The 21,382-nt window shown below is 54.4% G+C and carries 19 protein-coding genes; 8 read left to right on the top strand and 11 right to left on the bottom strand.

The features are described 5' to 3' along the window. Positions 1-57: 57 nt before the first annotated feature. Positions 58-624 (bottom strand): DNA-3-methyladenine glycosylase I, encoded by a 567-nt coding sequence (locus Q7C21_RS11280; protein ID WP_003849593.1) that lies wholly within the window; start codon positions 622-624, stop codon positions 58-60. A gap of 155 nt (positions 625-779) precedes the next feature. Here Q7C21_RS11280 and Q7C21_RS11275 point away from each other — a divergent pair, with 155 nt between their 5' ends. From Q7C21_RS11275 to Q7C21_RS11255, 5 genes are all read left to right on the top strand, one after another. Continuing rightward, positions 780-1,466 carry a hypothetical protein gene (locus Q7C21_RS11275; RefSeq protein WP_003849591.1) on the top strand — a complete coding sequence of 229 codons (687 nt, stop codon included), beginning with the start codon at positions 780-782 and terminating at the stop codon, positions 1,464-1,466. Positions 1,467-1,540: 74 nt separating this feature from the next. Then, entirely contained in the window at positions 1,541-2,221 is a 681-nt protein-coding gene (locus tag Q7C21_RS11270) for a hypothetical protein (RefSeq protein ID WP_033743345.1), read from the top strand. A 111-nt stretch (positions 2,222-2,332) separates the two neighbouring features. Beyond that, positions 2,333-2,869 carry a primosomal protein DnaT gene (gene dnaT / locus Q7C21_RS11265; protein WP_008926380.1) on the top strand — a complete coding sequence of 179 codons (537 nt, stop codon included), beginning with the start codon at positions 2,333-2,335 and terminating at the stop codon, positions 2,867-2,869. Further along, positions 2,869-3,609: a DNA replication protein DnaC gene (gene dnaC, locus Q7C21_RS11260; protein WP_003849584.1), complete on the top strand. Its 741-nt coding sequence runs from the start codon at positions 2,869-2,871 to the stop codon at positions 3,607-3,609. The genes dnaT and dnaC overlap by 1 nt, the downstream gene beginning before the upstream one ends. A gap of 298 nt (positions 3,610-3,907) precedes the next feature. Continuing rightward, positions 3,908-5,041 carry an ROK family protein gene (locus Q7C21_RS11255; RefSeq protein ID WP_105099989.1) on the top strand — a complete coding sequence of 378 codons (1,134 nt, stop codon included), beginning with the start codon at positions 3,908-3,910 and terminating at the stop codon, positions 5,039-5,041. A 58-nt stretch (positions 5,042-5,099) separates the two neighbouring features. Here the strand turns inward: Q7C21_RS11255 and xylR are convergent, their stop codons facing one another. From xylR to xylF, 4 genes are all read right to left on the bottom strand, one after another. After that, positions 5,100-6,278 carry a D-xylose utilization transcriptional activator XylR gene (xylR, locus tag Q7C21_RS11250; RefSeq protein ID WP_003849577.1) on the bottom strand — a complete coding sequence of 393 codons (1,179 nt, stop codon included), beginning with the start codon at positions 6,276-6,278 and terminating at the stop codon, positions 5,100-5,102. A 93-nt stretch (positions 6,279-6,371) separates the two neighbouring features. Beyond that, positions 6,372-7,556 (bottom strand): xylose ABC transporter permease XylH, encoded by a 1,185-nt coding sequence (xylH, locus tag Q7C21_RS11245; RefSeq protein WP_003849574.1) that lies wholly within the window; start codon positions 7,554-7,556, stop codon positions 6,372-6,374. Next, entirely contained in the window at positions 7,549-9,069 is a 1,521-nt protein-coding gene (locus Q7C21_RS11240) for a xylose ABC transporter ATP-binding protein (RefSeq protein WP_003849573.1), read from the bottom strand. The genes xylH and Q7C21_RS11240 overlap by 8 nt, the downstream gene beginning before the upstream one ends. A gap of 28 nt (positions 9,070-9,097) precedes the next feature. Next, positions 9,098-10,090, bottom strand: coding sequence for a D-xylose ABC transporter substrate-binding protein (gene xylF, locus Q7C21_RS11235; protein WP_003849571.1), 993 nt, complete (start codon positions 10,088-10,090; stop codon positions 9,098-9,100). A gap of 344 nt (positions 10,091-10,434) precedes the next feature. Here xylF and xylA point away from each other — a divergent pair, with 344 nt between their 5' ends. From xylA to Q7C21_RS11220, 3 genes are all read left to right on the top strand, one after another. After that, entirely contained in the window at positions 10,435-11,757 is a 1,323-nt protein-coding gene (gene xylA, locus Q7C21_RS11230) for a xylose isomerase (protein WP_003849568.1), read from the top strand. 17 nt (positions 11,758-11,774) lie between these two features. Further along, complete coding sequence (gene xylB, locus Q7C21_RS11225; RefSeq protein WP_078805078.1) at positions 11,775-13,217, top strand: xylulokinase; 1,443 nt, start codon at positions 11,775-11,777, stop codon at positions 13,215-13,217. Positions 13,218-13,756: 539 nt separating this feature from the next. After that, a complete protein-coding gene (locus tag Q7C21_RS11220; protein WP_039658673.1) occupies positions 13,757-14,242 on the top strand; it encodes a hypothetical protein in 486 nt (161 codons plus the stop codon). A gap of 1,216 nt (positions 14,243-15,458) precedes the next feature. On the opposite strand, the gene Q7C21_RS11215 is transcribed toward Q7C21_RS11220, so the two are convergent. From Q7C21_RS11215 to pstS, 6 genes are all read right to left on the bottom strand, one after another. Then, positions 15,459-16,700 (bottom strand): MFS transporter, encoded by a 1,242-nt coding sequence (locus tag Q7C21_RS11215; protein WP_003849555.1) that lies wholly within the window; start codon positions 16,698-16,700, stop codon positions 15,459-15,461. Positions 16,701-16,804: 104 nt separating this feature from the next. Continuing rightward, entirely contained in the window at positions 16,805-17,539 is a 735-nt protein-coding gene (gene phoU, locus Q7C21_RS11210; protein ID WP_003849553.1) for a phosphate signaling complex protein PhoU, read from the bottom strand. Between the two features lie 17 nt (positions 17,540-17,556). Next, positions 17,557-18,330 carry a phosphate ABC transporter ATP-binding protein PstB gene (gene pstB, locus Q7C21_RS11205; protein WP_003849550.1) on the bottom strand — a complete coding sequence of 258 codons (774 nt, stop codon included), beginning with the start codon at positions 18,328-18,330 and terminating at the stop codon, positions 17,557-17,559. 44 nt (positions 18,331-18,374) lie between these two features. Beyond that, positions 18,375-19,265: a phosphate ABC transporter permease PstA gene (pstA, locus tag Q7C21_RS11200; protein ID WP_003849548.1), complete on the bottom strand. Its 891-nt coding sequence runs from the start codon at positions 19,263-19,265 to the stop codon at positions 18,375-18,377. Further along, on the bottom strand, positions 19,262-20,224 hold the full coding sequence (gene pstC, locus Q7C21_RS11195) for a phosphate ABC transporter permease PstC (protein ID WP_003849546.1): 963 nt from the start codon (positions 20,222-20,224) through the stop codon (positions 19,262-19,264). The genes pstA and pstC overlap by 4 nt, the downstream gene beginning before the upstream one ends. Positions 20,225-20,310: 86 nt before the next feature. Next, positions 20,311-21,354, bottom strand: coding sequence for a phosphate ABC transporter substrate-binding protein PstS (gene pstS / locus Q7C21_RS11190; RefSeq protein ID WP_003849544.1), 1,044 nt, complete (start codon positions 21,352-21,354; stop codon positions 20,311-20,313). Positions 21,355-21,382 lie beyond the last annotated feature (28 nt).

Here is a 21,382-nt window from a genome sequence, read left to right as displayed (position 1 = left end):
GATTATGCCGCCTGATGCCAGGGAATGTAGTGCGGAAAAATCCTGATTTAACGGGAATCACGTCTTTTGATTGTCAGGATGACAAAAACAGTTGCTCTGATGATCGTTTATCAGCCCACAGGCCTGCATAAAGGAGTAGCAAATTGTGGGGCCGATGAATTTAAAACCACGCTGTTTTAACGCCTTAGAGAGCGCAATGGCGTGCTCTGACGTCGTGGGTGCCTGGCTGTAATCAGGATAATCGTGAACGATTTGCACGTTATCGACAAATTGCCAGACGAAGTGGCTGAAATCCTCGCCTTTCGTCTCCATTTCAAGATAAGCACGCGCGTTAGCGATAATGGCCGCGATTTTACCCGCGTGGCGGATAATACCGCTGTTGAGCATCAGCGCGTCAATATCTGTGGAATCCATCAATGCTATGGCCTGCGGATCAAACTGGTGAAAGGCCGCCCGATAGTTTTCCCGCTTTTTCAGCACGGTGATCCAGGATAATCCCGCCTGCTGCCCTTCCAGACAAAGCATCTCAAACAGCGCGCGCTTGTCTCTTTGCACCACACCCCATTCACGGTCGTGATAGGCCAGATAGAGGGGATCCTGCGTTACCCAACCACATCGTTGCATCACTTTTTTCCTTTAATGACGTGAAAATTCTGGCGGTCCGCTTGATCTTAGAATTTATCGGTTGATAGTTAAACAACCACCGGTTAAATAACAGAGACGGGCCGAAAATTTAATTAAGACGCCGGATAATAACTTCAGTTTTGCCCGGAGAAGCGATGGTGCCGAGAAGCGGTTGGAAAGGTCTGCGGACCTGCTGTGCTGTATGCCTGTTACTCTTAACGCAACCGACTTTTGCCCGCGGTGGCACCTCTGCGCCTCAACATCCCGTCTTCTCTCCCGACTACGACACGATCCTGGCGGAGAAGATCGCCCTGAACCCACTCGCCTTCAGCGATGAAAGCCGCGCCCTGTTTGAAGCCGCCATTAACTCGCCTACCGCATCCCCCATTGCCCTGCACAGTGAAACCGGCAGCGTAGGCACTACGCCGCTGGGAAAACGCTATCGGGCGGGCGTTGACCTGCCTATTGCCCCGTCACTCACCACCGGACCCGTGGCGCAGTATGCGGTCGATCCGCAGCAGATGAACTGTCTGCAATGCGATTACAGCGATCAGCAGAGCCGTGAGCAGAGCGCCAGCGTCGGCTGGCGCATTGATTCGAAACAGGGATGGATATCGCCCTGGGCGCAGCTGAGTTATCACTATCTGATGGCCGATACATCGCAGAATCCCCGGCGCGAGGCAACCAACGGCTCTGATCAATCCGATGGCATTGATGTGAGCATCGGTGCACAAATGCCACTCAACGCGAATCTGGCGGCTTTTGCTGCGTTTTCACAAAGTGAGGCGCTGAATAATCAGGAGCAGCAACTTTATACCTTTGGATTCAGTGCCAGCTTCTAGCGGGGCATAAAATGAGAAAGGGAATCGGGCGTTTAAAATATAATGAGTCCGCTAATCATTATACCGGTAACCTTATGCGCAACGATTTGACAATTATTGGCCGCGAAATAGCGGTTTTCCTTCTGGCAGCTCTGGTTCTCGCGTTGACTATCGTCCCTGTCTACATTGATGTGGCCTGGATGAACGACGCGCTCCACGAAACCTCTTTTACTGAAACCACCCAGGAATGCATGCTGGCGATGATCGCCGCACTGTTCTTTATTGCGGCTCGCCGTCGTCCCGCTCAGCGCGGGGCGCTGACCTTAGTGGCGGGCTTTTACAGCTGCATGCTCATCCGCGAACTCGACTTTGTTTTTGATACTTTTCAGCACGGCAGCTGGGTCTGGTTTGCTCTGGCCGTTACGGCGGGTTCGCTGGCTGTCGCGCTGCGGACGCCAAAAAAAACCGTGCATGCGCTGGCGAATCTGCTGCTGCATCGCAGCTGGCCGGTGATGGCCTCTGGCTTCTTAGTGGTGCTGGTCTTCTCCCGCCTGTTTGGTGTGCATGCGCTGTGGCAGCATCTGATGCTGGGAGATTACAACCGCGTGGTGAAAAACATGGCCGAAGAGGGTACCGAGCTTCTGGGATACAGCCTCTGCTGGCTCGCCTCAGTGCGCTATTTGTGGCAGACCCGTCCGGCTGCTGCGGGTGTCCGGGTACAAATCACCGAATCTGCACCGGCCCGCCACGCGACCTCCACGGTCACCTCACACTGATCCGCAGCGTTGCTTTTTAAGCGATCCGCACCCTTAAAACAGGTACAATAAACACTTCTGCGTCGGTGATGGGTTCCCGACGCAAGGTGTTCGTTAACCTCAGGTCTTTTCATGTCAGCTAAAATCTTAACTTCAACGCTTATTGGCCTGGATGCCTTCCGACAGGATCCGCTGACTGCCCTGCAGCAGGCGGAAAAGGGCACGCTGGCGGTGTTAGATAACTATGCGCCGGTGATGTACGCCATCACACCGACGCGTCTGGCTGAGCTGCTGGCGCTGGAAACCGCCGCCCGGCAGCCAAATGATGTGGCGCTGGATGACAGCCTGTATGACGACGCGCCCGCCGCGATTCATACGCCGGCAGGCAAGTTCGCCATGTATCAGGGCTGGCAGCCGGACGCCGACTTTACCCGTCAGGCCGCCATCTGGGGCGTGGCGCTGAGTGAACCGGTGACGCCCAGCGAGCTGGCGGCCTTTGTGGCCTACTGGCAGGCCGAAGGCCGGATGTTCCATCATGTGCAGTGGCAACAAAAGCTGGCGCGCAGCATTCAGATGAACCGCGCCGCAAACGGCGGGCAACCGAAGCGTGATATTACGCAGTTGCCTGATCCTGACCGTACCATTCCCGATGGTTTCCGAGGTGAATGATGAAAACGCCCAACGATCTCTTTAACCGTCTGAAAAGAATGATGCCTGAGGGCACCCGGCCGAAATTTGCCAATGGTGAAGAGCTGCTGGCGTGGAATCAGGAGCAGGGTCGCCTGCGTTCAGAGGCGATTGTGCGTGAAAACCGCGCAATGAAAATGCAGCGCGTGATGGGCCGATCCGGTATTCGTGAGCTGCACATGAACTGCTCATTTGATAATTACCGGGTAGAGAACGAGGGACAGCGCAAAGCGCTGGAGCTGGCACGTCAGTACGCTGCCGAATTTGATGGCAGCATCGCCAGCTTTGTCTTTTCAGGACGTCCCGGCACCGGTAAGAACCATCTGGCTGCCGCGATTGGCAATGACCTGATTCTGCGCGGTAAAAGCGTGCTGATCGTGACGGTGGCCGATCTGATGTCGAGTATGAAGGGCACCTTCAGCGGCAGTAGCGGCATTACCGAAGAACGGCTGATTCAGGATCTCAGCAGCGTTGATCTGCTGGTGATTGATGAAATTGGTATGCAGAGCGAATCGCGCTACGAAAAAGTGATCATCAACCAGATAGTTGATCGCCGTTCTTCGTCGAAACGACCGACCGGCATGTTATCTAACCTCGACCATGCAGGTATGAATGCACTGCTGGGTGAACGCGTCATGGATCGTATGCGGCTCGGTAACAGCCTGTGGGTGCGTTTCGACTGGGAAAGCTATCGCAGTCGGGTGCGCGGCGACGAATATTAATCAGTGACCCGGCTGTGCCGGGTCACTGCGTTAATCGGGCCTGATGTTCCGCATCCTTGCCATTCACCACCCTTGCTTTGTCTTTCTCCCCTACCCGGCGCAGACAACGGTGCTGCACCCGCAGTCTCGCCCGCTCCGCCGGTACCACAGAACACCCGTGTTAATCCGGCAATCCGATCATCATCACGATCTCCGCCACCGTCGATTGGGTTGTGTGAAACAGCACGCAAAGTGTGGGATGAAGAATCCGCATGGGCTGATACACTCAATTGTTACTCCTCTGTTGAGTGAACCCGTGATGAAAACGAATGGCAAAGGCCCTGCACTACTGAGACTGAATAACCAGAAACGGGTGATGAGTCAGCTGCGTAAGCTGCGCGTGACGTCGCGTCAGGATCTGGCGGAGGTGCTGACACTCAGCAAAAATACCGTCTCATTAATCATTGATGACCTGCTTGAACAAGGCCTGATCGAAGAGCTGGGCCCGGTCAGCGTGGCGGCCGCCGGACGGCCTAAAATCGGGATTACCCTCAGGCCAGAAAAACTTAAGAGCGCAGGCATTATGGTGGAACGCAACGTGGTCCACTGGCGGGTCTGCGACTATTTTTCCCAGGTACTGGCTGAAGCGACACTACGTACTGATACCAGTAATCCGACCCGCCTGCTGGCTGAGCTGGCCATGCTGTGCCGTGAACTGACTGAGCACTATCCCGATTTGCTCGGCATTGGCCTGGGCTTTCCCGGCATCGTTGATCCGCGACGCGGCTGGATGCACATTTCATTGCCGCTTGAATGGCAGGATGTTGACCTGCTGAGCGCGCTACGCAAGCACGTTCGTCTGCCGATTCGCATTATGAACAATGTTAAAGCCGCCGCGCTGCTGGCTGTTGATCAGCGTGGATTATCGGTGGAGAGCAGCCATTTTTATCTGCGTATTTCAGAGGGGATTGGCGGCGCACTGGTACAGCATGGCGAAGTCTTTACCGGCCACAGCTGGACGGCGGGCGAGGCCGGCCATCTGGTTGTCCAGCCCGAAGGGCCGCGTTGCAGTTGTGGTCGTCGGGGTTGCCTTGAAGCGCTGGTCAGTCAGCCTGCGATTAAACAACAGCTGGCACAGCGTCAGCCCGGGCTGAGCTGGCAGAACCGCGACAGCGCGCCACGCGTGGTGGATGAGGTGATGGCGCTGGCGGGTGGCTATCTGGGTGCGGCACTGAGTCAGATTATGCTGCTGCTCAATCCCGCCACAATCATCATTGATTGTCCGTGGAACGCCAGTGAGCGCTTCTGTAAGGCGGTACGCGATACCGCACACGGTAACGCGCTGGCTTTTACCGCCGCGCATACTCAGCTGCACTTCCCGGAGAACCGGATTGACCCGGCTAACGGGCTGGCACTGGCGGTGCTGGAGGAGAGTGAGCAGCGGATGTTTTAGTGCCCCGGTCCGTGCTTTTTTACCCGATATCCATTCCCGCCAGACTCACCCTTTCCTGCTACAACACATTCTCCCCAAAATGCTGGCGATACTCTTTTGGAGTGGTGTCGTAGCTTTTGCGGAACACTGAATAGAAGTATTGCAGCGAAGGGTAACCGCACATCTGGGAGATCTCATTGATGTTAAGCGATGAAGAAGCCAGCAGTTCGCGCGCTTTTTCCAGTTTTTCGCGATGAATCATGGCATGAATGGTGTCGCCGGTCTCATCACGAAAGCGTTTTTCCAGATTAGATCGCGACAGCCCGACCGCATCCAGCACCTGTTCCACCTTAATGCCCTTACAGGCGTTAAAGCGGATGTAGTGCATTGCCTGAATCACCGCCGGATCGCGCAGTGAGCGGAAGTCGGTTGAGCGCCTTGCGATGACTTTCACCGGCGGCACCAGAATGCGCTGAAGGGGCAGAGGCTGATTATCCAGCAACCGGTGCAGCAGTTTGGCCGCCTGATAACCCATCTGCCGTGAACCCTGCGCCACGGACGAGAGCGCGACGCGTGACAGATAGCGGGTCAGCTCCTCATTATCAATCCCGATCACCGTTAACTTTTCCGGTACAGGTATTTTCAGGTGTTCACAGGCTTGCAGCAGATGTCGCGCCCGGGAGTCAGTCACGGCGATAATGCCGGTTTGCGGCGGCAGTGTCTGCAGCCAGTCGGCGAGCCGGTTCTGCGCGTGCTGCCAGTTTTCCGGCGCGGTCTCCATGCCCTGATAGACCACGCCCTGGTAACGCTCACGCCCAACCAGCTGACGAAATGCCTGTTCCCGCTCCTGCGCCCAGCGCTTGCCACTGGAGGCCGGTAAACCATAAAAGGCAAAGCGGTTGATGCCCTTCTCTTTCAGATGCAGAAAAGCTTTCTCCACCAGCGCGGCGTTGTCAGTGGCGATGTAATGCACCGGAGGATAATCTTCCTGGCGATGATAAGAGCCACCCACGCCGACAATGGGGACAGAGACATTCGACAGCAGAGCTTCGATAGAGCGATCGTCGTAATCGGCGATCACCCCATCACCCAGCCACTCACGGATGTTGTCGATGCGGCAGCGAAAATCTTCTTCGATGAAGATATCCCAGTCTGTCTGCGACGCCTGTAAATACTCACCGACGCCCTCAACCACCTGACGGTCATACACTTTATTGGCGTTAAACAACAGCGTAATGCGATAACGTTTATCATGCATGATGGCGCGTTCCCTTAAATCCTTAGCGCATTGCATAACACGGCTGAAAGGGGCAAAAAAATTGTTTGCGCCACAATGTGATCGCCCGCGCGATTACACCCGACGCCGCGTTGCGGTATCCATCCACACCGCCAGCAGCAGAATCGCGCCTTTGACGATGTACTGCCAGAAAGTCGGCACATCCATCATGCTCATGCCGTTATCCAGCGAGGCCATGATAAAGGCCCCCATGACCGCGCCCGCAACCGACCCCACGCCGCCCGCCAGGCTGGTGCCGCCAATGACGCAGGCGGCAATCGCGTCGAGTTCCGCAATATTACCCGCCGATGGTGAGCCTGCACCCAGCCGCGAGCTGAGGATCAGCCCGGCAATCGCCACCATCACACCGTTGATGGCAAACACCGCCAGCTTGGTGCGCGCCACGTTAATGCCAGAGAGGCGGGCTGCATCTATGTTGCCGCCGATAGCGTAGATACGACGGCCGAATGCGGTGCGGGTTGCCATAAACATGCCCGCCAGCAGCAGCACAGCCAGCAACAACACCGGCGTAGGTACGCCACGATAATCATTGAGTAACCAGATGGCACCCAGCACTAAGATAGCCGTGATCGCCTGACGCCCCACGGTGCCGCTTGCTGCGCCCTGTGGCAGGCCGAGTTGCTGACGACGCAGCCGCAGCCGCCATTGCCAGAGTGTAAACAGCGCCAGACCTGCAACACCAAAGCCGAAACCGACACCGCCCGGCAGATAACTCTGTCCAATCTGCGACATGCCCGGTGTAATCGGCGCAACGGTGGTGCCATCGGTAATGCCGACCAGAATACCGCGGAACGCCAGCATCCCCGCCAGTGTCACAATAAACGACGGCACTTTGCGATACGCCACCCACCAGCCATTCCAGGTGCCGAGCAGCAGTCCCATCACCAGTGTGACCACGATGGTCAGCGGCAGCGGCCAGCCGAGCCAGACGTCAAAGATTGCCGCCGCGCCGCCCAGCAGACCCATCATAGAACCCACTGACAGGTCGATCTCCGCCGAGATAATCACGAACACCATGCCGACCGCCAGAATGCCGGTGATAGCGGTCTGTCGCAGCAGGTTGGAGACGTTACGCGCACTGAGCCACGAGCCGTCGGTAGTCCAGGTAAAGAACAGCGCAATCAGCACAATCGCGCCCAGCATCACCAGAACCTGCAGGTTGGGCAGCGTGAACCTGCCCGGTGACGGTTTGCCCGGCGTACCTGAGAGGCGGCTTTGGGTACTTTCACTTTTAAGCATAATGTTCACTCCGCAGGGCAGCTTCCATCACCTGCTCCTGAGTCAGATTATCGTTAATCAAATCGGCTTTGATCTGCCCTTCATGCATCACCAGAACCCGATCGCTCAGGCCCAGTACTTCCGGCAGCTCAGAGGAAATCACAATCACCGCGATACCCTGCTGAACCAGCGCATTGATCAGCAGGTAGATCTCCTGACGGGCACCCACATCAATGCCGCGTGTCGGTTCATCCAGGATCAGGATTTTTGGATTGAGCAGCAGGCACTTCGCCAGAATCGCTTTCTGCTGGTTGCCGCCGCTTAAACGGCCAATCGGCAGTTCCGATGAGGAGGTTTTTACGCGCAGCCGACTGATCGCGTCGTTGATCGCTTGCTGCTCCTGCGCTTCATCCAGCGTCGAGAGTCGGTGACTGAACTGATCCAGTGCCGCCAGGGTAATATTTTTGCCCACCGCCATCAGCGGCACGATGCCATCCTTTTTGCGATCTTCCGGCACCATCGCAATGCCGTGCGCAATCGCGGCACGGCAATCAGTGATGTTGACCTGTTTGTCGTTGATCCAGATATCACCCTGCCAGCGCCCAGGCCAGACACCAAACAGGCACTGCACCGTTTCAGTCCTGCCTGCGCCGACCAGCCCCGCAATGCCAAGGATTTCACCGCGTCTGAGTGTGAACGAGACGTTGTTGACGCGGCGGATGTGGCGGTTAACCGGATGCCAGGCGGTGAGATTGTCCACTTTGAGTATCACATCGCCAATCTGATGCGGCGCATGGGGATAGAGCGCGGTCAGCTCGCGTCCGACCATCATGGTGATGATGTCATCTTCGCTCAGGCCTGCCGCAGGACGGGTGGCAATATGCTGGCCGTCACGGATTACGCAGATGGTGTCGGAGATCGCCTTGACCTCGTTCAGCTTGTGCGAGATATAGATGCAGGCGATACCGTGTTCACGCAGATTACGAATGATGCTCAGCAGCACATCCGTCTCCTGCTCCGTCAGAGAAGAGGTCGGCTCATCCAGAATCAGCAGCCGGACCTGTTTGTTAAGGGCGCGGGCAATCTCCACCAGCTGCTGCTGACCCAGGCCTAACTCGCCCACGCGGGTTGCAGGCGAGACGTTCAGCCCGACCCGCGCCAGCAGTTGCTGGCAGCGCAGGGTCATGGTTTCATCATCCACCATGCCGAAACGACTCAGTTCGGCGCCGAGGAAGATGTTCTCCATCACCGTCAGTTGCCGCACCAGCGCCAGCTCCTGATGGATAATCACAATGCCTTTACGTTCGGTATCGCGAATGGTCTGTGCCTGAATGTCGTCGCCAGAGAAGTGAATCTGTCCCTCAAAATCGCCGTGCGGATAGAGTCCGCACAGGATTTTCATCAGCGTCGATTTGCCCGATCCATTCTCACCGCACAACGACATCACTTCACCCGCCTCAAGTTGCAGGCTGACATCATTCAGCGCCTTAACAGCACCGAAACGTTTGGTGATGTTTTTCATTTCCAGCAGCATCGACTGTTCTCCCTCACGCTATGCGCGGTCAGAGTTCGCTCTGTTTGTGGAAACCGTCTTTCACCACGGTGCTTTCGATATTGTCTTTGTTAACCGGAATCGGCTTCAGCAGCCGTGACGGCACATCTTTCAGGCCATTGTTCAGCGTGCTGTTGCTGGCGGGTGTTTTGCCCTCACCCAGTTCGACGGCTATTTTCGCCGCTTCGGTGGCCAGCTCCGTGATCGGTTTGTAAACCGTCATGGTCTGCGTACCCGCTTTGATACGTTTAATCGCGGCCAGATCGGCATCCTGTCCGGAGATCGCCACTTTTCCGGCCAGCCCCTGCGCGCTAAGGGCCTGAATGGCACCGCCTGCGGTGGCATCATTTGAGGCAACGACCGCATCAATGTGGTTACTGTTGGCGGTCAGGGCATTTTCCATAATTTTCAGGGCGTTTTCCGGCAGCCAGGCATCGACCCACTGATCGCCGACAATTTTAATGCTGCCGTTATCAATATAAGGTTTTAACACTTTCATCTGTCCGGCACGGAACAGGCGGGCGTTATTATCCACTGGCGAACCGCCCATTAAAAAATAGTTGCCCTTAGGCACCTGTTTCACAATGCTTTCGGCCTGCAACTCGCCCACTTTTTCATTATCGAAAGAGATATAAAAATCGATATCGGCATTATTTATCATTCGGTCATAGGCCAGCACTTTAATGCCTTCCCGTTTCGCTTCAGCGACAACGTTACTCAATACCTGACCGTTGTAGGGAATAATCACCAGCACATCGACACCGCGATTGATCATATTTTCAATCTGCGACATCTGTGTCTCTTCGTTGCCGTTGGCTGACTGAACAAACACCTTAGCACCCAGCGTTTCCGCCTGTTTAACGAAAATATTGCGGTCTTTCTGCCAGCGCTCAAGGCGCAAATCGTCAATCGCCATGCCGATCTTCACTTCTTTTGCCACGCTGGTCTGGCTGAACAGCGCCAGCGCCGCGCAGGCGGCGAGCAGTGCATGTTTCATCTTCATTGTGATCATCCTGTAGGTTGAGGCTATTGTCGTTTCAGGCCTATAAACCAGGCGGATGAATTGTTGCCCTTCTTCTCCGGTTACAGCAATTACTGATTTTTATCCGGCTATTACGTTTTTTGGTTTATTTCATTTTTTATGAGCGCGATCGAGGTTTCATCTTTTTAAGACAAGAGAGTGAACAGGTTAAATCATCCCGTTAATAACATTATTTTGCGAGACAGCGCACAAATAATAATTATCTGATGCCCGTTATGAAATATCGTAATTGAGCTGAAGCCACAGCCCCTATTGAATATTGCTTCAACGCAGACCATTCGGGTACTGATGCTAAGGAGCACACCATGCACGCTTATTTCGATCAGATCGATCGGGTTCGTTATGAAGGCACCCAGTCGACGCATCCTCTTGCTTTCCGCCACTACAATCCCGATGAGGTCATCCTCGGCAAGACCATGGCGGAGCATCTGCGCTTTGCTGCCTGTTACTGGCACACCTTCTGCTGGAATGGTGCAGATATGTTTGGCGTGGGGGCTTTTGATCGCCCATGGCAGAAAAGCGGGGATGCGCTGCAGCAGGCAAAACTAAAGGCGGATGTGGCCTTTGAGTTTTTCCATAAACTGAATGTGCCGTGGTACTGCTTCCATGACGTTGATGTCTCACCTGAAGGTGATTCGCTGCACAGCTACAAAGAAAACTTTGCCGCTATGACCGATAAACTGCTGGAGAAACAGCAGGAGACTGGCGTGAAACTGTTGTGGGGCACGGCCAACTGCTTTACCCATCCGCGATACGGGGCTGGCGCTGCCACTAATCCCGATCCGGAAGTCTTTGCCTGGGCCGCGACGCAGGTCTGCAGTGCTATGCAGGCGACCAAAACCCTGGGCGGCGAAAACTATGTGTTGTGGGGCGGACGGGAAGGCTACGAAACGCTGCTGAATACCGATCTGCGCCAGGAGCGCGAGCAGATTGGCCGCTTTATGCAGATGGTGGTCGAACACAAACATAAAATTGGCTTCCAGGGCACGCTGCTGATTGAACCGAAACCGCAGGAGCCGACTAAGCATCAGTATGATTATGATGTCGCGACGGTGTATGGCTTCCTGAAACAGTTCGGCCTGGAGAAAGAGATCAAGGTTAACGTGGAGGCCAACCACGCCACGCTGGCGGGCCACTCTTTCCATCATGAAATCGCTACCGCTATTGCGCTGGGTATTTTTGGTTCAGTCGATGCCAACCGCGGCGATCCGCAGTGCGGCTGGGATACCGATCAGTTCCCGGTCAGCGTGGAAGAGAATGCACTGGTGATGTATGAGATCCTTAAAGCGGGCGGCTTTACCACTGGCGGCTTAAACTTTGATGCCAAAGTGCGTCGTCAGAGCACCGATAAATATGATCTCTTCTACGGTCATATTGGCGCGATGGATACCATGGCGCTGGCGCTGAAAGTGGCGGCTCGCATGATCAGCGATGGTGAACTTGATAAGCGTGTGGCACAGCGCTACAGCGGCTGGAATGGTGAGTTCGGTCAGCAAATTTTGAAAGGTGAGTTTTCACTGGAGGCACTGGCGGCGCATGCTCAGCAGCAGCAACTCAATCCGCAGCATCAGAGCGGACGTCAGGAGCAGCTGGAAAATCTGGTGAATCACTACCTGTTTGATTTCTAACCCTTCAGGAGCAGAGCATGTTTATCGGGATCGATTTAGGCACCTCTGGCGTCAAAGTGGTGCTGATGGATGCACAGGGCAACGTGGTGGCGACAGAAACGTCGCCCCTGCAGGTTTCGCGTCCACAGCCCTTGTGGAGTGAACAGGATCCCGAAAGCTGGTGGCAGGCGCTGGAGCTGGCTATGCAGGCGCTGAGCGCGAAGCAGGACCTGCGTGCAGTGCAGGCCATCGGGCTGAGCGGACAGATGCATGGTGCCACGCTGCTCGACAGCGCTAACCAGGTATTACGTCCGGCCATGCTCTGGAATGACGGACGCAGCGAGGCGCAGTGTCGTGAGCTGGAACGGAAGGTGCCGGATTCACGGGCTATCACCGGCAACCTGATGATGCCCGGCTTCACAGCTCCCAAGCTGCTGTGGGTGCAGCAGCATGAACCGGCCATCTTCAGTCAGATTGCTCACGTGCTGTTGCCCAAAGACTATTTGCGCTGGCGATTGAGTGGCGACTTCGCCACTGATATGTCCGATGCCGCAGGGACAATGTGGCTGGATGTGGCGCAACGTGACTGGAGCGATGTGATGCTGCACGCCTGCGATCTCCGCCGGGAGCAGATGCCGACGCTCTATGAAGGCAATGCCCTGACGGGCACACTGCATACTGAACTGGCGACACGGTGGAAGATGAACGCGGTGCCGCTGGCTGCGGGCGGTGGCGACAATGCTGCAGGTGCGATAGGTGTCGGCATGACCGAACCCGGTCAGGGAATGCTGTCGCTGGGGACATCGGGCGTCTACTTTGTGGTAAGCGACGGCTATCTCAGCAATCCGGCGCGCGCGGTACACAGCTTCTGCCATGCGTTACCGCAGCGCTGGCATCTGATGTCGGTGATGCTCAGCGCAGCCTCCTGTCTGGACTGGGCAGCAACGCTGACCGGATGCAAAGATGTTCCTGAGCTGCTGGCTGAAGCGGAGCGCGCACGCGATGACGTACCCGGGTTATGGTTTTTGCCCTATCTTTCCGGTGAGCGTACGCCGCATAACAACCCGAATGCACTGGGCGCCTTCTTTGGCTTTACCCACCAGCATGGCCGGCCTGAGCTGGCACGATCGGTGCTGGAAGGGGTGGGATTTGCTCTGGCGCAGGGCATGGATGTGCTGCATGAGTGTGGCGTGCAGCCAAAGAGTATTATGTTGATCGGCGGCGGCGCACGCAGCACCCTGTGGCGTCAGATGCTGGCGGATATCAGTGGCCAGACGCTGGACTATTGCCACGGAGGTGAAGTGGGTCCGGCTCTGGGCGCCGCAAGGCTGGCGCAGCAGGCGCTGAATCCGGAAGTCACCGTCCCGACGCCGACTCTGGTGCAGCGGCATCAACCGGATCCGGACAAAAGGGTACATTACCAGTCACGTCGGGAGACCTTTTCAATTCTGTATCAGCAACTTCTGCCGCTCATGAAGTAATCCGTCCAGGATGCCCGGTTTAGCAACCGTTTGGCCTGGCATCCTTCCTTATTGCTACTGCCTCTTACTGTTCAGCCGCTGCCGTATTAACGCGTCTCCTGGCGCAGTATCAATTAATGGCCCCCGTCGATAATAAGGTTTAATGCTGGCGTATGCCGATAAGCCAGGCTGGCGATGTTGTCTGCCGGTGTGCGAAGCAGGCGGATACTGTTTACCACCTGGCCCCACTATTCTTTGCACTGACGCTTAATCAGTCAACACCAGAAAAGTGTATCTCAGCTAACTGCCAGCTTATTTCGCTGCTACACTAAAATGCTTCTGTTTTACGTAACGTGAAATTCAGCGTTGATTCAGATTGCGCGGGTTAAACCGGTTAAATACCTTCACGCAAATTAAAACGATTTTTTGGGCGCGCGCATTTAGTTCCAGGCGAGTTATGCAATCATTATCTGCCCGACAATAGAAACTATAATAATAAGAATCAATATCATTATCTTTCACCTGATATATTCAGGTCCAGTAATGCTTAAGGAATTAGCATGTTAAAAGCAATGAAATACTACATCAGCAATCATTATGAGAGCGGAACGTTGTTACATCGGGAAGGGTGTAATTTAATTCCGAAGTCTCTCGACGATCGGACATTTATTGGCACCCTTTATACAGCGCTGCAGGCAATGACCGTAGCTTTACAGCATCACCACGAAGTTGGCCGATGTCTGGTATGCCTGAAACAACCCAATAATGGTCAGGCTGACGCAATAGAAGAAGGAAGTATCAAATCTTTTACGAAGCCAGCTACCACCCTGGTTCGAAGGCCTGCGACCAAAGCAAAGAAGAGGCCTGCGATAGCAGGCCATACGTGCCAGCTAGCTGAAAGATCTGGCATCACACATGCTACGGTGATGCTGAATAAAAACCCTGAGCCCCAGCAGATATTGGGTCCTCAACGGGTGGTGAAGATAAAGAATGGCCTGCAGGTTGTTGCGGTGCAACATTCCCCCTTTCACTGGCAAAGTGAGTAGCCCCTGACAACAGAATAAAGTACCTGAAGTAAGTCGCTGACTTATGCCGCAAGCGGATTACTCCGCCTGCGGCTTTTTTTTGGTATTACGCTGTGCGGTAACGGCGCATTACATCCACACCCTGCAAGACGATATTACCCACGCTCATTTGAGGATAAAAAAAGACCTGGATAAAATTGTTTAATGATTTACTGCCACACGCAATAATAACGCTCATCAATTATACCCTTAATGTAATATTTACAGGCTCAGCCAAAGTTATATTGATCAAATATTTTGATCTTATTGTCGATTTTAAAATCACAATTATTGAATCAAACCTCAGTGCGTATAAAATAAGAACTCTTTTAACTCAGGTTCTTATGGCTTTTTTTATATGTCTTTATTCTTACTCATCGTAATGATTTATGAAACGGACTAATGTTTGCGAAACAACAAATCAGTAACTTAGCAAAACTATCCTTCTTAGATTCTAAAGCAAAAAAGGATTTATCTGTACAAGGTATTTATTTAGCCCAAATAAAAATGTTTTTTAACTTTAAAATTAAATGCTAAATTTATTTAACGCAGACGAGCTAATGTGAAAACCGCAATCATATTAATTTCACATGGATTCAGACGCTGCTTTTACAGGTTATGGCTAACCTTAAAAAGCGCATTTTTAAATTTTCGTTTGTTACACACAGCAAAAGGATATGGCATGTATAAGGCCATGAAATTCTACGTCAGCGATCATTCAACCGGAGGATTGCTGCTGCATCGGATGGATTGTCCGCAGCTGCCTTCAGAGACAAGGCGGGCATTTATAGGAAGTTGCTATACTTTCAATCAGACACTTAGCGTAGCCAGGATAAGCTATACGGGTGTGATGGCATGTCCATTCTGTGCCAGTAAGCCTGATATAAAATCCGTTAAGTCATAAGCAAATTTGGTGTTAAAAAAAGCGACAAGACCCAGAAAGAAATTAATCTGATCAAAAATTGATCTCATCGGAATCTGATAATTTTATTGCCAGTGAGATTAATTGAGTGTGTAAGCTCTCTGAATAAATCCCTCTGTATCCGCTTGATATATGTTATCAACCGCACTCTATCCTGAAATAGAGTGCGGATTTTTTTCTCATCTTGCTGATCATCTACTGAGATGACGATTGTGAATCCTGTTGCTGAACCCGAATAGCTGAGATGACAGTCACAGCTCCTGCTTCAGGTGAGCATCAGCCAATGGCCCCCAGCGTATCTTCCTGACTCTGTTTCTTCGGCAGCAGGAACAGCGTTGCCACAATATCCAGCAGATAAATCAGCGCCAGCAGGGTAATCGCCGCTGTGAACGAGAACTGGCTCGCCAGCAGGCCAATCACGACCGGACCAAAACCGCCTACGCCACGCCCAAGGTTGAACAGGACGTTCTGCGCGGTGGCACGTACCTGTGGCGGGAAGGTATCGGAAATCAGCGCCCCATAGCCGCCAATCATGCCGTTAACAAACATTCCCATGATGGCGCCGGTAAAGAGCATGATGTTCGGGTCACGCAGCTGCGCATAGACCACCACCATCACGACAGCGCCAAACTGATAGAGCAGGAAAATTTTCCAGCGTGCAAAGCGATCAGCCAGCACGCCAAACAGCCAGATGCCAAAGGTCATGCCGACGACGGTCACGGCGGTCCAGAGGCCCGATTTTGTCAGGCTGAAACCAAAGCTGGAGGAGAGGTAGCTCGGCATCCAGATCATCAGCCCGTAGTAGCCAAAATTCTGGACGGAGCAGAGGATAAAAATGCCCAGGCTGGCTTTAGCGGTAGCGCGATCGCGGACCAGCAGCTTCAGGCGTGCCGGAAACGAGAGTGACGGCACATGTTTAACCTGTCGCTGATACGCCTCAGGTTCTCCCATCCCGCGACGAATGGCGAACGAGACCAGCGCAGGCAACAAACCAACCAGGAACATGCCACGCCAGCCGATAATATTCAGTAGCGGTGGCGTGATAAAGGCCGCCATCAGCACGCCCAGCTGCCAGCCGATACCGACCCAGGCTGAGGCACGATTACGCTTCTCCGCAGGCCAGGCTTCGGCAATCAGCGCCATACCGATCCCAAACTCGCCGCCCAGCCCCACACCTGCCAGCGTTCGCCAGGCGAGCAGATCCCAGTAGCCCTGCGCCACCGCGCACAGGCCGGTAAAGATAGAGAAGACCAGAATCGTGACGGTCAGCATGCGGATGCGACCATAACGGTCGCTGAGATGACCAAAGACGATGCCACCGATGACCGCGCCGATCAGCGTCCAGGTCACCAGCGATCCTGCCTGTGATGGATTGAGCGCCAGCGAAACACTGATAGCCGGCAGCATAAACCCGAGTATCAGCAGGTCAAATCCATCCATGGCATAACCGCTGACCGCAGCCAGCATCGCTTTGCCCGGCGTTACGCCCGGTTTAGATTGGGGAGAAGGAGACATCATTGCGCACCTCAGAGAGTAAAGTGCCGCAATTATAAAGAGAGTTCAGGAGGTGACCAATCAGAAAGGCTTATCCCTGCGCCTGTCTGGCACAGGGATAAGGTGTATCAGGAAGGTTTGTTGCTGCCATCGTCACCCGACAGTAATTCATCGAGCCGATCCCCGCCCACATGACGAAAATCCTGACCTTTGACGAAATAGAAGATGATTTCGCAGATGTTCTGGCAACGATCACCGATGCGCTCAATGGCGCGGGCGCAGAACAGTGCCGTCAGCACGCTGGGAATCGTGCGCGGATCTTCCATCATGTAGGTCATCAGCTGACGAACAATGCCTTCATACTCTTTATCCACCTTCTTATCTTCGCGGTAGATGGTAATCGCTTCATTGAGATCCATACGTGCAAAGGCGTCGAGCACATCATGCAGCATCTGCACGGTGTGACGTCCCAGCGACTCAAGGCTCACCAGCAGCGGAAGATGCTGTTGACCAAACTTCTCCAGCGCCGTGCGGCTGATCTTCTCCGCCACATCGCCAATGCGCTCCAGCTCGGAGATCGTTTTGATGATCGCCATCACCAGACGCAAATCGATCGCGGTTGGCTGACGTTTGGCGATGATGCGCACGCAGGCTTCATCAATCTCCACTTCCATCATGTTGACCTTCTGGTCGCCGTCGATCACCCGCTGCGCCAGTTCGCCATCCAGATTATGCATCGCGGTAATAGCATCAGTCAGCTGCTGCTCGACCATGCCGCCCATGATCATCACCTGGGTACGGATATGCTCCAGTTCGGCATTGAACTGACCGGAGATGTGCTTATTCAGATTCAGATTATCCATGTCGTTCTCCTGTCAGATCAGCCGTAGCGGCCAGTAATATAGTCTTCGGTTTGCTTCTGCGCGGGCTTGGTGAACAGCGTGTCAGTATCGCTGAACTCAATCAGTTCGCCCAGGTACATGAAAGCGGTATGGTCAGAGCAGCGTGCTGCCTGCTGCATGTTGTGCGTCACGATCACCACAGTGTAATCCTGCTTCAGCTCGGTGATCAGCTCCTCGATACGGCCGGTGGAGATGGGGTCCAGCGCGGAGCAGGGTTCATCCAGTAGCAGGACTTCCGGACGAATCGCGATGCCGCGGGCAATACACAGACGCTGCTGCTGGCCGCCGGAAAGACTGTAACCGCTCTGATGCAGCTTGTCTTTGGTTTCATTCCACAGCGCCGCTTTGGTCAGCGCCCACTGTACGCGCTCATCCATATCGGCACGTGACAGCTTTTCAAACAGACGCACGCCGAAAGCGATGTTGTCATAGATCGACATCGGGAACGGTGTCGGCTTCTGAAACACCATGCCGACGCGGGCGCGCAGCAGCGCGATATCCTGCTGTGTCGCCAGAATATTTTCGCCATCCAGCAGAATGTCCCCTTCGGCCCGCTGCTCCGGATAGAGTGAGTACATCTTATTGAAGGTACGCAGCAGGGTAGACTTACCACAGCCCGAGGGCCCGATAAACGCGGTCACCTCATTCTTAGCGATATCCAGATTGATGTTCTTCAGCGCATGAAACTTGCCGTAATAGAAGTTCAGATTACGGACCTGAATTTTATCGGCTGATGCTGTCGCGATACTCATAATTCATCTCTCTTATACGGCGCCGCTCAGGGCCGCGCCGGAAGTTAACCGTGTTTACCTTTGGCGAAAATGACCCGCGCGACAATGTTCAGCAACAGCACGCAAAGGGTAATGATCAGCACACCCGCCCAGGCCAGGCTCTGCCATTCGGCAAACGGGCTCATGGCGAATTTAAAGATGGTGACCGGCAGGTTCGCCAGCGGCTGCATCATGTCGGTGCTCCAGAACTGGTTCGACAGTGCCGTAAACAGCAGCGGGGCTGTTTCACCTGCGATGCGGGCAATCGCCAGCAGCACGCCAGTAATGATGCCGGAGACCGAGGCTTTCAGGGTGATGGCCGAGATCATCTTCCACTTGGGCGTGCCGAGCGCATAAGCGGCTTCACGCATGCTGTCTGGCACCAGACGCAGCATGTTTTCAGTGGTACGAATCACAATGGGCACCTGCAGCAGAGCCAGTGCAATCACCCCGGCCCAGCCGGAGAAGTGCTGCATCTTCGCCACCACCAGGGTGTAGACGAACAGGCCGACCACAATGGAGGGTGCTGAAAGCAGAATGTCGTTAATAAAGCGAATCACTTCTGACAGCGCCGATTTGCGACCATATTCAGCCAGGTAAATACCCGCCATGATGCCCAGCGGCGTACCAAAAAATGTAGACCAGAAAATCAGCAATCCACTGCCCGCCAGGGCGTTCGCCAGACCGCCGCCCGCGGTATTCGGCGGTGGCGTTGATTCAGTGAAAAGGGACCAGGAAAGCCCATCTACGCCGCGCGTGACGGTGGTAAACAGGATCCACACCAGCCAGAACAGACCAAATGCCATGGTCAGCAGCGACAGCGTCAGCGCAATTTTATTTTTAGTACTGCGCCAGGACTGCATTTTACGGCGCGATGCGTCCAGTTCGGCACGCGCCTGAATTTCAATCGTGGTCATGAGCGCGCTCCTTCACTTTTCTGCAGTCGCATAATCATCAGCTTTGAAATCGCCAGCACGATAAAGGTAATCACAAACAGGATCAGTCCCAGCTCCATCAGCGCGGCAACATGCACGCCCGACTCCGCTTCTGCAAACTCGTTAGCCAGTGCTGAGGTAATGCTGTTACCCGGCATAAACAGCGACGGGCTGTCGAGCTGGTAGGTGTTGCCGATAATAAAGGTGACCGCCATGGTCTCGCCCAGCGCACGACCCAGTCCCAGCATCACACCACCAATCACGCCATTTTTGGTAAAGGGCAGTACGACGCGCCAGATCACTTCCCAGGTGGTGCAGCCGATACCGTAAGCAGACTCTTTCATCATCACCGGGGTCTGTTCAAACACGTCGCGCATCACCGAAGCGATGTAAGGGATGATCATGATTGCCAGAATCACCCCTGCCGCAAGAATACCGATACCAAAAGCGGGGCCGGAGAAGAGTTCGCCGACAATCGGAATGCCCGACATCACGTCATTAACCGGCGTCTGAAAATATTCGGCGAACAGCGGCGCGAAAACAAACAGGCCCCACATGCCGTAAACGATACTCGGGATAGCCGCCAGCAGCTCAATAGCCGTGCCCAGCGGGCGACGCAGCCAGGCGGGTGAGAGTTCAGTCAGGAACAGCGCGATACCGAAACTCACCGGCACGGCAATAATCAGGGCAATGATGGAGGTTACAAGGGTGCCGTAGATCGGTACCAGTGCACCAAATTGTTCGTTGGGTGCATCCCAGGTTTTGGTCCACAAAAAGGCGAAACCAAACTTCTGGATGCTGGGCCACGAGGAGATGATCAGGGAAACAATAATGCCGCCCATCAGTAACAGTACAATCAGCGCAGCCAGTCTGACCAGCGCGCCAAAAATCTTATCACCTTGTTTACCCGGGGCTTTGAATGCCGGCTTCGTTGCAGCCATAGAAGTCTCAGTCTTCAGAAGTTATCAGGGCGGCATGAGCCGCCCGTTGGGTCTGACCGGACCGCTGCCCGGTCAGGGTCGGTCAATTACTGATAAAGCGCTTTACCAGAACTGTCTTTGATGTTGGCTTTCCAGGCGGCGCGAATCTGCTCGGTCACGCTCTCTGGCAGCGCAGCATAATCCAGCGCAGTGGCGGTTTTGCTGCCTTTCTTGTAAGCCCAGTCGAAGAACTTCAGTACTTCAGCGCCTTTGGCCGCATTCGCCTGGTCTTTGTAGATCAGAATGAAGGTGGTTGAGGAGATTGGCCAGGCATCAGCGCCCTTCTGGAAGGTCAGATCCTGTGCGAACGATTTGCTCCAGTCTGCGCCTTTCGCGGCATTGCTGAAGCTGGTTTCGCTTGGTGCCACCGCTTTACCATCAGCATCCATCAGTTTGGTGTAGGTCAGGTTGTTCTGTTTAGCGTAGGCATATTCAACATAACCGATTGAACCCGGCAGACGCTGAACAAACGCGGCGACGCCGTCGTTGCCTTTACCGCCCAGACCCACTGGCCAGTTAACGGTGTTGCCTTTACCAATTTTGCTGTTCCAGTCCTGGTTCACTTTCGCCAGATAGCTGGTGAAGACGAATGAGGTGCCTGAACCATCAGCGCGACGCACCACGTTGATGTTGGTTTCCGGCAGTTTCACGCCCGGGTTAAGTTTGGCGATCGCCGGGTCGTTCCACTTTTTGATGGTGCCGAGATAGATATCGCCAACGGTCTTGCCATCCAGCGTCAGCTGGCCTGACTTGATACCGGGCAGGTTAACTGCCAGTACCACACCACCGATCACGGTAGGGAACTGGAACAGGCCATTTTTCTGCAGATCTTCATCTTTCATTGGCGCATCGGACGCACCGAAATCAACGGTTTTGGCGATGATCTGTTTAACGCCGCCAGATGAACCGATGCCCTGGTAGTTAATTTTGCTACCGGTGGCTTGCTGATATTCTGCTGCCCACTTGGCATAAACCGGCGCCGGGAACGTCCCGCCTGCGCCAGTGAGATCGGTGGCCGCAAAAGCAGATACCGCGCTTACGGCGAAGGTGGTGGCGAGGATTCGGGCTACGGTGCTACGCATCAGTGTCATGTTCCCTCCAGGGGAGAAAAGTCAGGCT

Origin of the sequence: Pantoea sp. ANP04 (genome assembly GCF_041982285.1) — a bacterium.
GTDB classification, from domain to species: domain Bacteria; phylum Pseudomonadota; class Gammaproteobacteria; order Enterobacterales; family Enterobacteriaceae; genus Pantoea; species Pantoea eucalypti.
Note: the sequence above shows the minus strand (reverse complement) of the source record. Positions and strands in the feature narration are given on the sequence as shown.

Bases quoted from the DNA above. Each gene is read 5' to 3' on its own strand.
- pstC (WP_003849546.1), bottom strand. From the start codon at position 20,224: ATGGCTGCAACGAAGCCGGCATTCAAAGCCCCGGGTAAACAAGGTGAT.
- xylR (WP_003849577.1), bottom strand. From the start codon at position 6,278: ATGCATGATAAACGTTATCGCATTACGCTGTTGTTTAACGCCAATAAA.
- pstB (WP_003849550.1), bottom strand. From the start codon at position 18,330: ATGAGTATCGCGACAGCATCAGCCGATAAAATTCAGGTCCGTAATCTG.
- dnaC (WP_003849584.1), top strand. From the start codon at position 2,869: ATGAAAACGCCCAACGATCTCTTTAACCGTCTGAAAAGAATGATGCCT.
- pstA (WP_003849548.1), bottom strand. From the start codon at position 19,265: ATGACCACGATTGAAATTCAGGCGCGTGCCGAACTGGACGCATCGCGC.
- Q7C21_RS11255 (WP_105099989.1), top strand. From the start codon at position 3,908: ATGAAAACGAATGGCAAAGGCCCTGCACTACTGAGACTGAATAACCAG.
- Q7C21_RS11215 (WP_003849555.1), bottom strand. From the start codon at position 16,700: ATGATGTCTCCTTCTCCCCAATCTAAACCGGGCGTAACGCCGGGCAAA.
- Q7C21_RS11275 (WP_003849591.1), top strand. From the start codon at position 780: ATGGTGCCGAGAAGCGGTTGGAAAGGTCTGCGGACCTGCTGTGCTGTA.
- xylF (WP_003849571.1), bottom strand. From the start codon at position 10,090: ATGAAGATGAAACATGCACTGCTCGCCGCCTGCGCGGCGCTGGCGCTG.
- Q7C21_RS11220 (WP_039658673.1), top strand. From the start codon at position 13,757: ATGTTAAAAGCAATGAAATACTACATCAGCAATCATTATGAGAGCGGA.
- xylH (WP_003849574.1), bottom strand. From the start codon at position 7,556: ATGCTTAAAAGTGAAAGTACCCAAAGCCGCCTCTCAGGTACGCCGGGC.
- xylB (WP_078805078.1), top strand. From the start codon at position 11,775: ATGTTTATCGGGATCGATTTAGGCACCTCTGGCGTCAAAGTGGTGCTG.
- Q7C21_RS11240 (WP_003849573.1), bottom strand. From the start codon at position 9,069: ATGCTGCTGGAAATGAAAAACATCACCAAACGTTTCGGTGCTGTTAAG.
- Q7C21_RS11270 (WP_033743345.1), top strand. From the start codon at position 1,541: ATGCGCAACGATTTGACAATTATTGGCCGCGAAATAGCGGTTTTCCTT.
- Q7C21_RS11280 (WP_003849593.1), bottom strand. From the start codon at position 624: ATGCAACGATGTGGTTGGGTAACGCAGGATCCCCTCTATCTGGCCTAT.
- pstS (WP_003849544.1), bottom strand. From the start codon at position 21,354: ATGACACTGATGCGTAGCACCGTAGCCCGAATCCTCGCCACCACCTTC.
- phoU (WP_003849553.1), bottom strand. From the start codon at position 17,539: ATGGATAATCTGAATCTGAATAAGCACATCTCCGGTCAGTTCAATGCC.
- xylA (WP_003849568.1), top strand. From the start codon at position 10,435: ATGCACGCTTATTTCGATCAGATCGATCGGGTTCGTTATGAAGGCACC.
- dnaT (WP_008926380.1), top strand. From the start codon at position 2,333: ATGTCAGCTAAAATCTTAACTTCAACGCTTATTGGCCTGGATGCCTTC.